Annotated in this window: 13 protein-coding genes; 6 read left to right on the forward strand and 7 right to left on the reverse strand. The window is 71.6% G+C overall.

Annotated features, from left to right (window positions below; translation table 11 throughout):
- Window positions 1–15 precede the first annotated feature (15 nt).
- The 5 genes from OG798_RS46655 (at window position 16) to OG798_RS46675 (ending at window position 5,556) form a co-directional block, all read left to right on the forward strand.
- The gene (locus OG798_RS46655; protein WP_095857545.1) at window positions 16–1,641 is read left to right on the forward strand and encodes an MFS transporter; all 1,626 of its coding nucleotides are present in this window, start codon (window positions 16–18) and stop codon (window positions 1,639–1,641) included.
- The gene (locus OG798_RS46660; RefSeq protein ID WP_328759101.1) at window positions 1,638–2,267 is read left to right on the forward strand and encodes a hemerythrin domain-containing protein; all 630 of its coding nucleotides are present in this window, start codon (window positions 1,638–1,640) and stop codon (window positions 2,265–2,267) included. Before OG798_RS46655 ends, OG798_RS46660 begins: the two co-directional genes overlap by 4 nt.
- Window positions 2,268–2,433: 166 nt before the next feature.
- Window positions 2,434–2,679: a hypothetical protein gene (locus tag OG798_RS46665; protein WP_054234230.1), complete on the forward strand. Its 246-nt coding sequence runs from the start codon at window positions 2,434–2,436 to the stop codon at window positions 2,677–2,679.
- A gap of 3 nt (window positions 2,680–2,682) precedes the next feature.
- Window positions 2,683–3,060 (forward strand): toxin Doc, encoded by a 378-nt coding sequence (locus tag OG798_RS46670; RefSeq protein WP_075028158.1) that lies wholly within the window; start codon window positions 2,683–2,685, stop codon window positions 3,058–3,060.
- A gap of 588 nt (window positions 3,061–3,648) precedes the next feature.
- Window positions 3,649–5,556 carry an RICIN domain-containing protein gene (locus OG798_RS46675; protein ID WP_121413978.1) on the forward strand — a complete coding sequence of 636 codons (1,908 nt, stop codon included), beginning with the start codon at window positions 3,649–3,651 and terminating at the stop codon, window positions 5,554–5,556.
- 21 nt (window positions 5,557–5,577) lie between these two features.
- On the opposite strand, the gene OG798_RS46680 is transcribed toward OG798_RS46675, so the two are convergent.
- Window positions 5,578–6,597 (reverse strand): 2-hydroxyacid dehydrogenase, encoded by a 1,020-nt coding sequence (locus OG798_RS46680; RefSeq protein WP_095850906.1) that lies wholly within the window; start codon window positions 6,595–6,597, stop codon window positions 5,578–5,580.
- On the reverse strand, window positions 6,594–7,763 hold the full coding sequence (locus OG798_RS46685) for a lactate 2-monooxygenase (protein ID WP_328759103.1): 1,170 nt from the start codon (window positions 7,761–7,763) through the stop codon (window positions 6,594–6,596). Before OG798_RS46685 ends, OG798_RS46680 begins: the two co-directional genes overlap by 4 nt.
- Window positions 7,764–7,876: 113 nt before the next feature.
- Here OG798_RS46685 and OG798_RS46690 point away from each other — a divergent pair, with 113 nt between their 5' ends.
- The gene (locus OG798_RS46690) at window positions 7,877–9,073 is read left to right on the forward strand and encodes a PucR family transcriptional regulator (protein WP_143669645.1); all 1,197 of its coding nucleotides are present in this window, start codon (window positions 7,877–7,879) and stop codon (window positions 9,071–9,073) included.
- Window positions 9,074–9,390: 317 nt separating this feature from the next.
- On the opposite strand, the gene OG798_RS46695 is transcribed toward OG798_RS46690, so the two are convergent.
- The 5 genes from OG798_RS46695 to OG798_RS46715 all read right to left on the reverse strand — a co-directional run bounded on the left by OG798_RS46695 (window position 9,391) and on the right by OG798_RS46715 (window position 13,903).
- Entirely contained in the window at window positions 9,391–10,059 is a 669-nt protein-coding gene (locus OG798_RS46695; RefSeq protein WP_121413977.1) for a cyclase family protein, read from the reverse strand.
- A 75-nt stretch (window positions 10,060–10,134) separates the two neighbouring features.
- Complete coding sequence (locus OG798_RS46700) at window positions 10,135–11,718, reverse strand: purine-cytosine permease family protein (protein WP_095850903.1); 1,584 nt, start codon at window positions 11,716–11,718, stop codon at window positions 10,135–10,137.
- A 244-nt stretch (window positions 11,719–11,962) separates the two neighbouring features.
- Window positions 11,963–12,409, reverse strand: coding sequence for a TIGR03668 family PPOX class F420-dependent oxidoreductase (locus tag OG798_RS46705; protein WP_220788786.1), 447 nt, complete (start codon window positions 12,407–12,409; stop codon window positions 11,963–11,965).
- Window positions 12,410–12,473: 64 nt separating this feature from the next.
- Window positions 12,474–13,301: an LLM class F420-dependent oxidoreductase gene (locus OG798_RS46710; RefSeq protein WP_095850901.1), complete on the reverse strand. Its 828-nt coding sequence runs from the start codon at window positions 13,299–13,301 to the stop codon at window positions 12,474–12,476.
- Between the two features lie 50 nt (window positions 13,302–13,351).
- Window positions 13,352–13,903 carry a hypothetical protein gene (locus OG798_RS46715; protein ID WP_328759104.1) on the reverse strand — a complete coding sequence of 184 codons (552 nt, stop codon included), beginning with the start codon at window positions 13,901–13,903 and terminating at the stop codon, window positions 13,352–13,354.
- Window positions 13,904–13,933: the final 30 nt, after the last annotated feature.

Raw genomic sequence — 13,933 nt, forward strand, 5'->3', positions numbered from 1 at the left:
AAGGAGACAGACACCGTGTTCAAGAAGTGGCACGACACGTGGCACGGCAACCCATGGGCGATCCTCATCACGCTCTCCCTGGGCTTCTTCATGACCTTGCTCGATCTGACGATCGTGAACATCGCGATCCCCGACATGGGCCGGGACCTCGACGCCTCCCTCGACGAGATCCTGTGGGTCGTCAACGCCTACACCCTCGCCCTGGCCGTCCTGATGATCACCGCCGGGCGCCTTGGCGACCTGCGCGGCAAACGCAACCTGTTCCTCGCGGGCGTCGCCCTGTTCACCCTCGCCAGCCTCGCTTGCGGCCTTGCGCGGAATCCGGCGCAGCTGATCGCGTTCCGCGCCGTCCAGGGCCTGGGCGCTGCGCTGCTCATGCCGCAGACCCTGTCGATCATCGCGGAGGTGTTCCCGGCCGACCGGCGGGGCGCCGCGATGGGCGTCTGGGGCGTGGTCGCGGGCGTCTCCGGAGCCCTCGGCCCGATCATCGGCGGCGCGCTGATCACCCACCTCGACTGGCGGTGGATCTTCTTCGTGAACCTGCCGCTCGGGGTCGTGGTGCTGGGCCTCGCCGCGGCGGTCATCCCCGGTTCACGGCGCACCGTGCGCCACCGCTTCGACACCCTGGGCGTGCTGCTCGCCTCGGGAGCCCTGTTCTGCCTGGCCTTCGGTCTGACGGAGGGGCAGCGCTACGACTGGAACGCCTGGATCTGGTCGCTGTTCGGCGCGGCGGCACTCCTCTTCGCCGCCTTCCTCGGTCATGAGCGCGGCCAGCAGGGCGACGAGCCACTCGTCCCGTTCTCGCTCTTCAAGGACCGCAACTTCACCCTCATCAACTTCGTGGGCGTCACCGTGTCGTTCGGCATCGTCGGGATGTTCCTGCCGCTGACGATCTACCTGCAGTCCGTACTGGGCTACAGCGCGCTCAAGTCCGGGCTCGTGCTGCTGCCCCTCGCGCTCGGCTCGTTCGTGACGGCCGGGCCCGCCGGAGTCCTCGCGGACAAGATCGGCGGCAAGTTCATCCTGATGACCGGGCTGCTCGCCTGGACGGCGGCCCTGGTGTGGATCGTGGCCGCGGCGGACGTCGGGTCGAGCTGGACGGCGGTCGCCTTCCCCCTCTTCCTCGCGGGTCTGGGCGCGGGCTGCACCTTCGCACCGATGGCGACGGAGGTCATGCGCAACGTACCGGCGAAGCTCTCCGGAGCGGCGTCCGGCGTCAACAACGCGCTGCGGCAGGTCGGTTCGGTGCTCGCGGGCGCCGTCGTCGGCGCCGTGCTCCAGGCCCGGCTCGCCTCCTCGCTCACCGACCAGGCCCGACAGCGCGCCGGACAACTGCCCGCCGCGTACCGCGACGGCTTCGTCGGCGGCTTCTCCCAGGCGGGGACCGATGTGAACGCGCGCCAGGCGGCACGGCTGCCGGAGGGCCTACCGCACGACATCGCGGAGCGCATGCGCGCCCTGGGCGCCCAGGTCTTCGGCCACGGCTTCGTGCACGCCATGGGTCCCGCCGTCCTGGTCTCGGCCGCCGTCCTGCTGACCGGCGCGCTCACCTGCCTCGCCGTACGCCGTCACCGCGGCCCGTCGGCCAACCCGCACGCCCTGCCCGTCTTTGAGCCCGAACTGGAGGAAGCGACCTCATGACCACCGAAGCCGCAGCCGGCACTGTCGACCTCACCGTCATGTACGCAGCCCACGACGCCTTCCGCCGCGACCTGGAACGCCTCGGCGACGCGGCGGCCGACGGCACCGCCTTCACCCCCCAGGTCCGCGCGGGCTGGGACAACTTCAGGCATCAGCTGCACATCCACCACGCCGCCGAGGACAGCGATCTGTGGCCGCGCGTGGAGCGCAAGGTCGCTGGCCGTCCCCGGGACGTCGCCCTCCTCGCCGAGATGGAGGCGGAGCACGCCCTCCTCGACCCGCGGCTCACCGCCGTCGACGCGGCCCTGAAGGATCGGTCGGCCGAACTCCCCGCCCTGGTCCGCTCGTTGGCATCGACCCTCGACGACCACCTCGCCCACGAGGAGGAGAGTGCTCTGCCGCTCATCCGGGAGGTACTGACGCCCGCGGACTGGGGCGCGTTCACCGGCCGCATCCGTAAGACGCAGGGCGTGCGCGGGGCCGCGCTCTTCGTACCGTGGATCGTCGACGGAGCGCCGCCCGCCGACCGCGCCCGGTTCCTCGGCGCGTTCCCGCCGCCCGTACGCGTCCTCAACAAGCTGTTCTGGGAGGCTGGCTACCGCAAGCGTGGGCTGTGGGGGGCCTGAGAGCGCGGAAGCGCCCAGGCGGGGTTCCGCTCCGTCCGGCTGTCCGGAGCGGGGCCGCCGCCGAGCGCCCGTACGCGGCCTCGCCGAATCGGCTCGCGGTACCGCTGCGCATACCTCTTGAGCAGGTGATATTTACGAGTAAGTACCCTCGCGGTACCGTGGCGGCATGCCAGCCTTGAATGTGGAGTTCAGTGACCGTGAACTCGAGGACCTCCGGCAGATCGCCAAAGAGCGCGGTACGTCGATGAAGGCCCTGGTGCGCGAGGCGGCCGCGGCCGACATCGTGCGGCACCGGGCGCTGAAGGAGGGCGCGGAGGTGTTCCGCCGCTTCTTCACTGCGCACGCCGACGAGTTCGCGGCCGCTTTCCCCGAGGACGAACCTCCTGGCAGGGGCGAGGGACGGGCCGCCTGAGCGATGGCTCCCGTCATCCATATCGATGTGCCGTGGCTGTTGCAGCGCCACGAAGAGGTGCTGCCCGACCAGCCCACGGTCAACGACTTCTCGGCCCTGGTCGCCGCCGTGGCCCGGCATCGTGTCGACCCGCCCCGCCTCGGAGTCGACTCCGACCCGGCCTGGCGCGCCGCCGCTCTGCTGCACACCCTGGCCCTGCTGAAGCCGCTACCGGCCGCCAATGCCCGTTTCGCCTGTTCGGCGGCGGTGGCGTACATGTTCGTCAGCGGTGTCGGGATCGACCCGCCCTACGGGGCGCTGGTTGACCTCGCCCGGGATCTGATCTCCGGCAAGACCGACGTCTACGGCGCGGCCGACCGGCTGCGCTCCTGGCAGATCTGACCTGGCAGATCTGATACCTGTCGCGCGTCCGATACCTGCCGCGCGGCCCCCCTGCCGCCCCCCGAGGCCGCCCCCCGAGGCCGCCGGCCGAGGGCGGGAGGATCGGGGCCGGCGGCCGGTTTCGCGCGGGAGAGCCGCCGTCCTGCGCGGGGCCTCCGAGAAGGGCCGGGTTCCAGTGGACTACGGAGCTCCGCGCGCCGGGAGCGTGCGACGGGCTCCGGAGCGAGCGCGCGGTTCACACGGGGCGCGTGAGGTCCCATGGCGTATGAACGTGGTGCCGTGGTGAGGCGCATGAACGTGGAGCGGGAAATTTCGAAAGCCGGTGCGAGCGACGCGAGTTGGCGCAGTTACTGACTATCTTTCAATATGCGGATGTTGCCCAAGTGCCTTGTTGGTCATGAGCGTGTTGTGCGAGGGTGAACATACCGCGCGGGTCAATGGCCGGGTATGAAATCGGTGTTCATTATTCCGGGCCGGCGGCCATTTTCCCGGCGCTCCGTCAAAAAGGTGTGCACCAGGCAGGGGCTCCCTTTTCGGCGACCAAGGAAATTCTGTGCACCACCTTGCACCGTGGAAGGAACCCGCTCTGTGCCCACCCCCCACCCCCCTCGCCCGTCCTATCCTCCCGGCGGTGCTCCCGGGGAGTCCGACGAAAGCCTCGCCGCGCGGCTGAGTGGCCGGACGGAGGGCGAGGCCACGCAGTCCGTCGCCCTGCTGATGGCGCGGCACTGGCAGCCGACGTACGACTACGCGGCCATCTGCCTAGCCGCTTCCTCGGACGTCGTCTCGATGGTCGCCGCGACCTCCTTCCACTACGCCCTCGACTGCCTGATACGCGGCGAGTCCGGAGCGGCCCTGCGGCCCCGGCTCCTCGTGACCGTGCGGGACACCGTCAACGAGTGGTCCGGTGAGGACCGGATATCCGGCGTTCTGCCGGATTTGAGGAAACCCGCCGGGGGGCGGGGTATGCGGGCGGCGCAGTCCATGACCACCGAAAATCGGAAGCTCGCCGAGCGCTCTTTCCATGCCTTGCCGCCCCTCGCCCAGTGCCTGCTGTGGCACACCGAGGTCGAGGCCGAGGACATTTCCGTACCGGCCGGTCTGTCGGGCCTGGACATCGACACCGCGTCGGCCGCTCTGGAGCAGGCCCGTGAGCAATTCCGCCAGGGATGTGTGCGCGCCCACCGGGAACTCGCGCCGAGCAAGGAATGCGGCTTCTACAACCGGCTGCTCGACGTCCCGATTCGTCGTGGGGGCGCCTTGCTGCCGGATGTCCGACAGCATCTGGGGGAGTGCCGCCACTGTCGGCACGCGGCCGAGCAACTCAACTATTTCGAGGGCGGCTTGGGGATTCTGCTCGCCGAAGCGGTGCTCGGTTGGGGCGCGCGACGCTACCTCGACGCACGCCCGGGGCGTGTGCGGCAAGCGGTGCGCCCCGAGGAGGGGTCGGCGTTCGGCGGCGGACGGGCGGGCGCCGGCGGAGGCGTGGGTAGCGGCGGGCGCGTGGGTACCGGCGGGCGTCTCGGGACCGGTGGACGTCCTGGGAGTGCCGGCCGGCATCGTCTGCTGGGGCAGTTTCCCGCGCCCGGGCGGCTGGCCCAGATTGCCCAGAAGCACTCGAAGGTCCTGCTCACAGGGGCGGGCACGGCCTCGGCGGTGCTGCTCGTGAGCGTGCTCACCATCAGCCTGTGGTCCCACGGCGACGGTGGCGCCGACCCGACCGCCTCCACGGGGGTCGGCAGCAGCCACACCGTCTCGCCCAGCCCGGACGCCCCGGATCCCTCCGCCGGCTCCTCGCCCCCGACCTCGGCCGGACTGCCGACCAGCACCGAGCAGACCCGGCTGCGTAGCCTCGCCGCCGACCTCTGCCTCGACATCCGGGGCGGCAAGGCGGAGGTCGGTGCCGAGGCCGAGCTGGCCGTCTGCTCGTCCGCCTGGACCCAGCAGTGGTCGTACGAGAGCGACGGCCTGCTGCGCAGCGTCGCCGACCCCGCGCTGTGCCTGGACTCGCACGCCGACGACGGTGTCGTCGCCCTGGACCACTGCGTCGCGAAGAGCGCCGCGCGGGGCGGCGACGTGCGCTACGACCTCACCGTGCGGGGCGAGTTGCTGTCGCGCTCGCGCGAGGGACTCGCGGTCACGCCCAGTTCCACCGATCCGAACGCCGACATCGTGGTCAAGGACCGGGACGGCTCCGACGCGCAGCGGTGGCGGACCGACTCCGCCTCGGCCGACCCCGGGTCGCTGTCGATCGCGGGGACGGCGAGCGCCTCGACCCGGGCGGTCAGCAAGTCGCCGTCCCCGGCGAGCACGGCCGATGAGCCGAGCGCGTCGCCCAGCGAGCCGCCGACGGACGGCCGGACCGACCCGTCGGCGACCCCCTCGGAGTCCTCCGCCGAGCCCCGTTCCGTGATGGTCGACGACCGCACGAGCGCCCAGCCCGTGCTTCCGCTGACCGCTCAACTCTCCTCCCTTGTGGAGGGGTTGGGTCTGTAACGGGCGCGCCGGGCGGCGGGGCTAGGACACCACGTCCCGGGGCGGCTTGCCCGCCACGAAGTCGGCGGCGTTCTGGACCGCCGCCAGCGCGATCCGTACGAGCGTCTCGCGCGTGACGCCCGCGACATGCGGCGACAACACCACGTTCGGGGACTTGAGCAACCGCAGGGCCGCGGTGGGCGGTTCGGGGTCGAAGACGTCGATGCCCGCCCCGGCCAGGGTGCCCGCCTCGAGCGCGTCCGCGAGGGCGTCCTGGTCGATCAGGGCGCCCCGCGAGGTGTTGACCACGAACGCGGTCGGCTTGAGGAGCGCGAGCCGCTCGGCGTTCAGCAGATGCCGGGTCTCCTCGGTGAGCGGGGCGTGCAACGTGACGTAGTCCGACGTGCGCAGCAGTTCGTCGAGTTCGACATGACGGGCGCCGCCGAGCCGTGCCTCGGCCTCCGCGCCGACCGACTGCGGACCGGCGTACACGATGCTCATGTCGAACGCGACCGCGCGCCGGGCGACCTCCTCGCCGATGTGGCCGAGCCCGACGATGCCGAGGGTCTTGCCGGACAGTTCGGTGATGGACCGCTGCAGCCTCGGCAGCGCCCAGTCGGCGTCGACGAGCGCGGTGTGCGCCGGGACCAGCTGCTTGGCGAGGGCCAGCATGAGGGCGAAGGTCTGCTCGGCCACGTTCTGCTTCTCGGCGCCGCTGGAGCCGATGTTGCACACCGGCACCCCCTTGGCGCGGGCGGCGTCCAGGTCGACGTAGTCGAAACCGTGGCTCGCGCACTGGACCAGTTCCAAGTCCGGTGCGGCGGCGAGGTGTTCGGCGGTCACCGGGCTGAGACCCGTGATGATGACATGGGCCTCGCGCAGCGCGGCCGGGTCCTCGTCGGTCGTCTCCACGACGGTGACCTTGGCCTCGCCGGGGAAGACGGTGGCGAGCGCGGCACCGGCGGTGCGACCGCCGACGTGGGCCGAGACCACGGCCAGAACGTTCTTCGCCACCGCGGTGACCGTCGTGTCGGGCGTGTCGGTCGTGTGGGTCGTGCTCATGCGGATTCCTCGATCAGGTCGTCGGGGCCGAGGGTGGTGGGGCGGGCGTGCCCGGACAGGGCGAGGGTGAGGTCGAACTCGGCGAGCAGACAGCGGACGACGTGTTCGACGCCCGCCTGTCCGTCCAGGCCCAGCCCATAGGCGTACGGGCGTCCGAGGAGAACGGCTCGCGCGCCGAGCGCGAGCGCCTTGAAGACGTCGTCGCCGGTGCGGATGCCGCTGTCGAAGAGGACGGTCAGCCGTTCGCCGACCGCCTCGACCACCCGTGGCAGCGCGTCGGCCGCCGCCACCGACCCCGCCACCTGCCGGCCGCCGTGGTTGGAGACGACCACGCCGTCCATCCCGGCGTCGGCGGCGCGTCGGGCGTCGTCCGGATGCAGGATGCCCTTGAGGACGATCGGCCCGTCCCAGTTCTCCCGCAGGAACGCGAGATCGGGCCAGGTCTTGCCCGGGTCCGCGAACATGCCGACGAAATGCAGCACGGCCGCGTTCGGGTCCTCGTGCACCGGCTTGGCCAGACCCGCCTGGAACGCCGGGTCGGAGAAGTAGTTCGCCGTGCCCACACCGTGCAGGAACGGCAGATACGCCTGGTCGAGGTCGCGCGGACGCCAGGCCAGCAGCGGGGTGTCGAGAGTGACGAACAGCGCGGTGAACCCGGCCGCCTTCGCCCGGTCCAGGAAGGACCGGGTGACCTCGCGGTCCTTCGCCCAGTACAGCTGGAACCAGCGCTCCGCCCCGCCCATCGCCTCCGCGACCTGTTCCATGGGCGTGCTGGAGGCCGAGGACAGGATGTACGGGACGCCCTGCGCCGCGGCGGCCCGCGCGGCGGCGGACTCCGCGTCCGGATGCATGATCGACAGCACGCCCACGGGCGCGAGCGCCAGCGGCGCGGGCAGGGCGCGACCCAACACCTCGACGGACAGATCGCGTTCGTGCACGTCACGCAACATGCGCGGCACGATCCGGCGCCGGTCGAGGGCGGCCCGGTTGGCCCGGGCGGTGCTCCCGTTGCCCGCGCTGCCCGCCACGTAGCCGACCGGACCGGGCCCGAGCCGCTGCTCGGTGAGCTCCTCCAGCTGGGTCAGATCGGTGGGCAGCCGCGGTACGGCGCCCGTCATTCCGTTCAGATAGATCTCGTACTGGAAGTCGGCCCAATGCTTAGCCATCCGTACGTCCCGCCTCTCGTCCCTGAGACCGCGCTGTACGTCGTCGATCCTGGCGAAGGTGACAAGGGCCGTCCACCGTGGTGCGCACATCGCGCGGCTGGGATCATCACCCTGTGACAAGTCTGCCCGTTGCCGCCAGAGAACACGTCCGGCAGGAGATGGTCGCCGATCCGCGCGTCGTGGCGGCGATCGTCTCGGCGGTCCACGAACAGGTCCCGGTGTACGCCGCGCTCGACGACAGCCGGCTGCCGGAGGTACGGGCCATCGCGGCCTGGGGCCTGGAGCGGCTTCTCGACCTGTGGGTCACCGACGGCGCCCTCGAACCGTCGGACCTGCGGCGCCTGCGAGGCATCGCGGCGGCCCGCGCGGCGGACGGGCGACCCGTGCAGGCGGTGTTGCGGGCCTACCGGGTGGCGGCGACCGTCCTCACCGACGAGATCGCGGCCCGTGCGCCCCGGCTCGCCGCCGCGGACGCCTTCGCTCTCAGCCGGATGCTGCTGACCGCGCTCGACACCCTCTCCGAGGAGATGACCACGGCGTACGCCGCCACCGACGAGGACCTCGCGGCGGACCGTGACCGGGCGCTGCGGCTGCTGCTCGACGACCTGATCGCCGGGCGGCATGCCTCGGTGGGTGCGCTGAGCGACCGGTCGGCCCGGCTGGGGGTCCAACTTCCCGACCCCTACTGTCTGTTGGTGGCCGAGCCGGTGGGCGCGGAGCGTCCCGAGATGGCGCTCGACGCGGCGACGGGGCTGCTCGAGGCGTTGGCCGTGCCGGGCGTTCCGGGCGTTCCGGGGGACGAGGTGGCCTCGTCCGCGACGGTACGTGGCTCCCGTGCCGTTCTGTTGCTGCCGGGTGCGGCTGCCGCCAGGGCGGGGGCGGTGCTGGGCGCGCGGTCCTGGCGGGGCTGTGCGATCACCGGGGAGAGCCTGGACCGGGTCGCCGTGGCGCATCGGCTCGCCGCCGACGCCCTCGACACGGCGCCCGCCCACGCGCACCGGCCGGGGCGTGTCCTCACGGACGCCGACGCCCATGTCCTCGCCCTGCTCGGCGGGCATCCCGCCGCCGCGCCGGACCAGGTCGCCCGCCTCGTACTCGGACCGCTCACCGACCCGGGGCAGCGGCATCTCATGGAGGCGCTGACCGCGTACATCGACGCCGGCTCGGCGAGCGCCGCCGCGCGGGTGCTTCACCTGCACGCGCAGTCCCTGCGCTACCGCCTGCGGCGCATCCACGCCCTGACGTCCCGTGATCCCCGCGACCCCTGGCAACGCCTCACCCTGGACATCGCCCGCACGATCAGGCCGTAGCCTCCTCGCCCCCACCGCCCCTACCCGTCCCATCCCCAGGGGCTCCGCCCCTTCAACCCCGACCCCGACGGAGCTACGCCCCTGCACCCCCGCTTCGCCCGAAGGGCTCGTCCTCAGGTGCCGTACGGGCTGAGTGGTGCGGGCCGGGCCGAGGCTTTTAGGGGCGCGGGGAACTGCGCGAACGGCCCCCACCGGCCCGCAGCCGAACGAATTCGGGCGGGCGGGATCCGGGGCGAAGCCCCGCACGAGGGGCGCGGGGAACTGCGCGACCAGCCCCCACCCCCCCCGGCACCCGACGAACACACCCCAGGTAGGGACTACCGCGCGCGGGCCGTGACGCGGGCCGTCGCCCGGACCGGGCCCCCGTCGGCCCCGGCGAGGCGCATGGGGAACAGGAACACCTCCGCCGAACACCCCGCGGCCTGCGCGTCCGCGACGCCTCCGAGCCCGGTCAGGTTCTCGGCGATCACACCCCCCGCTCCGCACAGCACACGGTGGGAGGGCAGATCCGCGGGACCGGTCGGATCGACGCTCAGCGCGTCGATCCCGACGGTGAGGACCCCCGCCGCGACCACGGCCTCCGCCGCCTCCGGCGTCAGCCAGGGATGAGCGAGGTAGTCCTCGGTTCCCCAGTACCGCGACCACCCGGTGGCCAGCAGCAGGACCGAACCGGGCCGCAGCAGACCGAGGGCAGGGGCGAGCAGGTCGGGAGTGATCGGCGCCCGCGCAGGCAACCCACGGACGTCGGCGACGACCGCCGGCCCCGCGAACCGCTCCAGCGGCAGATCGTCCAACGTGGGCCACGCCTCGTCCACGTGGTACGGCGCGTCGACATGTGTACCGGACTGCGACCCCATGTGCAGCCGAAGGACGTTCACTCCGTGCTCGGCGACCCGCAACGCCCTGGAGACCTCCACCTCCGGGTCACCGGGATAGACGGGCATCCCGGTGACCACGGGCACGGACAGGTCGAGCCAGCTCTCCATCAGTTCTCCACCAGCCAGTTCTCCATGAACCAGTTCTCCATCAGCCAGCTCGTCAACCAGTTCTCCGTCGGCGCATCAACTGCCGTCGACGGCGAGAACCGCGGGCGTGCCCTCGCTCTCCGCCCCGGGACCGGTGATCGGCGGCACCGGCACGTCGACGGTACGGGCCAGCCGCGGACCCTCGGGCCCGTACACCGCCCGCGGCTCGGGGAACAGTCGGAGCATCGCCAGATACAGCACGGCGGCGACGGCCAGCGACAGCGGCAGGCTGATGTCGATGCCGTTCGCGAGGTCGCCCAGCGGTCCGACGAACTGGCCGGGGATGTTGGTGAACAGCACACCGACCACCGCGGCCACCCACCAGGCCGTCATGCCCCGCCAGTTCCAGCCGTGTGTGAACCAGTAACGGCCGCCGCGCTGACGGCGGTTGAAGACCTGGAGCGCGTCCGGGTCGTACCAGCCGCGCCGGGTGTAGAACCCGAGGATCATCACGACCATCCAGGGCGTGGTGCAGGTGATGATCATCGTGGCGAACGTCGAGATGGACTGCACCAGGTCGAAGCCGAAGCGGCCGATGAAGATGAACGCGATCGACAGGACCCCGACCAGGATCGTCGCCTGGACCCGGGACAGCCGCGGGAACACCGACGAGAAGTCGAGCCCGGTGCCGTACAGCGACGTCGTGCCGGTCGACATGCCGCCGATCAGGGCGAGCAGACACACCGGCAGGAAGAACCAGCTCGGCGAGATGGCCAACAGGCCGCCGACGAAGTCGGGGGCCGCCGGGTCGACGTACTTCGGCGCCTTGGTCGCGATGATGCTCGCGGTCGCGAGCCCGAACACGAACGGCAGCAGGGTGGCGATCTGGGACAGGAACGCGGCACCGACGACCTTGCGGCGCGGCGCGTTCGCCGGGATGTAACGCGACCAGTCGCCGAGGAACGCGCCGAAGGACACCGGGTTCGACAGCACGATCAGCGCCGAGCCGATGAAGGAGGGCCAGAACAGCGCCTGCGTCGCGGAGTCGGCCGAGGCCGTGAAGACTCCGGCGTATGAGGGATCGAAGTCACCGGCGAAGGCGATCGCGCCGAGCAGGAACAGCACGGTCGCCGAGGTCACCGCGATCTTGTTGACGAACAGCATGAACCGGAACCCGTACACGCACACCGCGAGCACCAGGCAGCCGAAGAGCGCGTACGCGACCACGTACGACAGGTTGCTGCGCTCCAGGCCGAACAGCCGGTGCGCGCCGCCGACCAGGGCGTCGCCGGAGCTCCACACCGAGATCGAGAAGAACGCCACGGCCGTGAGCAGCGACAGGAACGAGCCGACGACCCGGCCGTGCACCCCGAGGTGCGCGGAGGAGGCGACCGCGTTGTTGGTTCCGTTGACCGGGCCGAACATCGCCATCGGGCACAGGATCAGCGCCCCGACGACGACTCCGAGGAGGGTGGCCGCGAGCCCCTGCCAGAAGGAGAGGCCGAAGAGGATGGGGAAGGCCCCGAGGACGCAGGTGGAGAAGGTGTTCGCACCGCCGAAGGCGACTCTGAACAGATCGAGCGGCGACGCGGTGCGGTCCGCGTCGGGGATGCGCTCGACGCCGTAGGTCTCCACCTCGGTGAGAGACGGCGACGGCGCGGCGGGGGAGTTCTCGGACAAGGGTGCTCCAGCGAAGTGCCTGTGCCCGGAAGCGGGCGGTGGAGCGCGTGGTGGCGCGAGGGGAGGGCGGCCCCGTGGTCGCCGCGGGGGTGTGCGGCGGCGGGTGAACGTCCTTGGCAGGTCTGCCGACGCTAAGGCCGGCCCGGAGACCTGCGCCAGAAGGTAAAACATCCATCTTCCGTGCCCGGGGTGGAGCATTCGTCCAGTCCGGCGTTGGTCCGCCGCGGGAGGTGCCCGCCGTGGCTCAGCGCTCCGGGCCGGGCTCCGCTGTGGCGCGCCAGCCGTGCCAGCGGTGGACGGTGACGGCGATCACCGGGCCGTCCGGCGGCCGCTGCCGGTACTGCGCGTACTTCTCGCGCAGCAGGTCGATCGCTGCCGTGTACTCGTCCTGTGTGCCGGGCGGCAGGACCCGGGCGTCGCCGTCCGCCCGTACCCACCACAGCTGCTCCCAGTCCTCGTCGTAGGCATCGACGAGCAGGCACACGGCGGGGTGGGCGGCGATGTTGCGCAGCCGCCGCAGCCGCCGCGACCTCTTCGGTTTGTGGTCGACCGCGGTGACGATCTCGCCGCCGCGCGCCGCGAAGACGAGGGGCACGAGGTGCGGGCGCCCCTCGGCGTCCACCGTCGCCAGGCGCGCCACCCGTGCCGCCACGAACCGGCGGCGCGCCTCCTCCTCGTCCATGTCCGGCACGGTGAGCTCCGATTCCCCGGTGGCGGGAACGCGATGGGCTCGCGATTCCCGGCGGCCGGAAGCGTCAGCGGTGGGCGGACACGGCCTCGGCCAGCTCGTCGAGCGTGCGCAGTGTCTCGTCCTCCGGCTGGGTCGGCAGATACAGCAGCACGCGGTCGACGCCGAGTTCCGCGTAGGTGTCGAGTGACTCCCGGTCGCTTTCGCCCGCGTAGACCACGACGGCCGGCCGGTCACCGGCCGTCTTGCGCATCTGTTCGATGCGCGCGCCCAGTTCCTTGGGCGGTACGGCGCTGGGCAGCCACGCCGACCCGTACTCGGCGACGCGGGCGAAGGTGCGCTCACTGTTGCCCCCGACCCAGATGGGCGGGTGCGGCCGCTGGACCGGCTTGGGCCAGGCGTAGACCGGTGCGAAGTCGACGAAGTCGCCGTGGAACTCGGCCTCGTCCTTCGTCCACAGTTCGATCATGGCGCGAATGCGCTCGTCCATCAGCCGGCCGCGGGAGGCAGGATCCGTGCCGTGGTTGCGCATCTCCTCCCGGTTCCAGCCGGCGCCGACACCGAACACGGCACGGCCGCCGGAGATCAGGTCGAGGGAGGCGATCTCCTTCGCGGTGGTGATCGGATCACGCTGGACCACCAGAGCGATCCCCGTGCCCAGGAGCAGGTCCCGGGTCACGGAGGCAGCGGCGGCGAGCGCCACGAACGGATCGAGCGTGCGGTAGTAGACGCGGGGCAGTTCGCCGCCGCCCGGATACGGCGTCTCCCGGTTCACCGGGATGTGCGAGTGCTCGGCCAGCAGCAGCGTGTCGAACCCGCGCTCTTCCAGAGCGGGACCCAGGGCCCTGGGGCCGATGCCCTCATCGGTGATGAACGTCGACACTCCGAACTTCATCCGCGACCACCTCGTCTTGTCGGCTGTTGCTGCCAGTGTGACGTGGGAGGTCACTCCTCGTCAGGTGTGGCGTCCCGCGGCGTGGCGTCCGGACCCTGGGCCCGGACCCGCTGCACATGTTCCAGCGAGTCGCGCAGTTCCGTCAGCCAGTCGTCGGCGTGACGCTGGACGAGGCGGACACACCAGGCGAGGGCGTCGCTGCGGCTGCGCGCGACCCCGGCGGCGATGAGGGTGTCGAGGACCTGGCGCTCGGGCTGGCGCAGCCGGGTCATGACGGGCGCGGCGATATGGGTGAACAGGGCGCGCTCGCCCCCGCACTCCACGCCCCAGGAGACCTTCTTGCCGAACCGGTGCTCGGCTTCCCGTGCCACCGCGACCCGGTCGTCGCGGGTGCGCTCGCGGAATTCCTGGATACGGGCCTGGGCGGCCGTCTCCTTCTCGGCGTCCGAGGCACCTTCGGCGAGCCCGGGCTCGGGGATACGGCCGACGACGGTGATCTCCTCCCGGTCGACCGTCACCTCCGCCAGGCTCTCGAAGAGATCGTCGGGCAGGCGGCCGGCGAACCAGCCGCGCAGCTTCTCGTGCTGCTCTGAAGTAATCATGTAATGACGATTACTCCGTTGCAGAGAAGA

The sequence above is a fragment of the Streptomyces sp. NBC_00271 genome (assembly GCF_036178845.1).
Lineage (GTDB): Bacteria > Actinomycetota > Actinomycetes > Streptomycetales > Streptomycetaceae > Streptomyces.

Coding starts and splice junctions, on each gene's coding strand:
- OG798_RS46660 (WP_328759101.1), top strand. CDS start 1,638: ATGACCACCGAAGCCGCAGCCGGCACTGTCGACCTCACCGTCATGTAC.
- OG798_RS46710 (WP_095850901.1), bottom strand. CDS start 13,301: ATGAAGTTCGGAGTGTCGACGTTCATCACCGATGAGGGCATCGGCCCC.
- OG798_RS46665 (WP_054234230.1), top strand. CDS start 2,434: ATGCCAGCCTTGAATGTGGAGTTCAGTGACCGTGAACTCGAGGACCTC.
- OG798_RS46715 (WP_328759104.1), bottom strand. CDS start 13,903: ATGATTACTTCAGAGCAGCACGAGAAGCTGCGCGGCTGGTTCGCCGGC.
- OG798_RS46680 (WP_095850906.1), bottom strand. CDS start 6,597: ATGAGCACGACCCACACGACCGACACGCCCGACACGACGGTCACCGCG.
- OG798_RS46695 (WP_121413977.1), bottom strand. CDS start 10,059: ATGGAGAGCTGGCTCGACCTGTCCGTGCCCGTGGTCACCGGGATGCCC.
- OG798_RS46685 (WP_328759103.1), bottom strand. CDS start 7,763: ATGGCTAAGCATTGGGCCGACTTCCAGTACGAGATCTATCTGAACGGA.
- OG798_RS46670 (WP_075028158.1), top strand. CDS start 2,683: ATGGCTCCCGTCATCCATATCGATGTGCCGTGGCTGTTGCAGCGCCAC.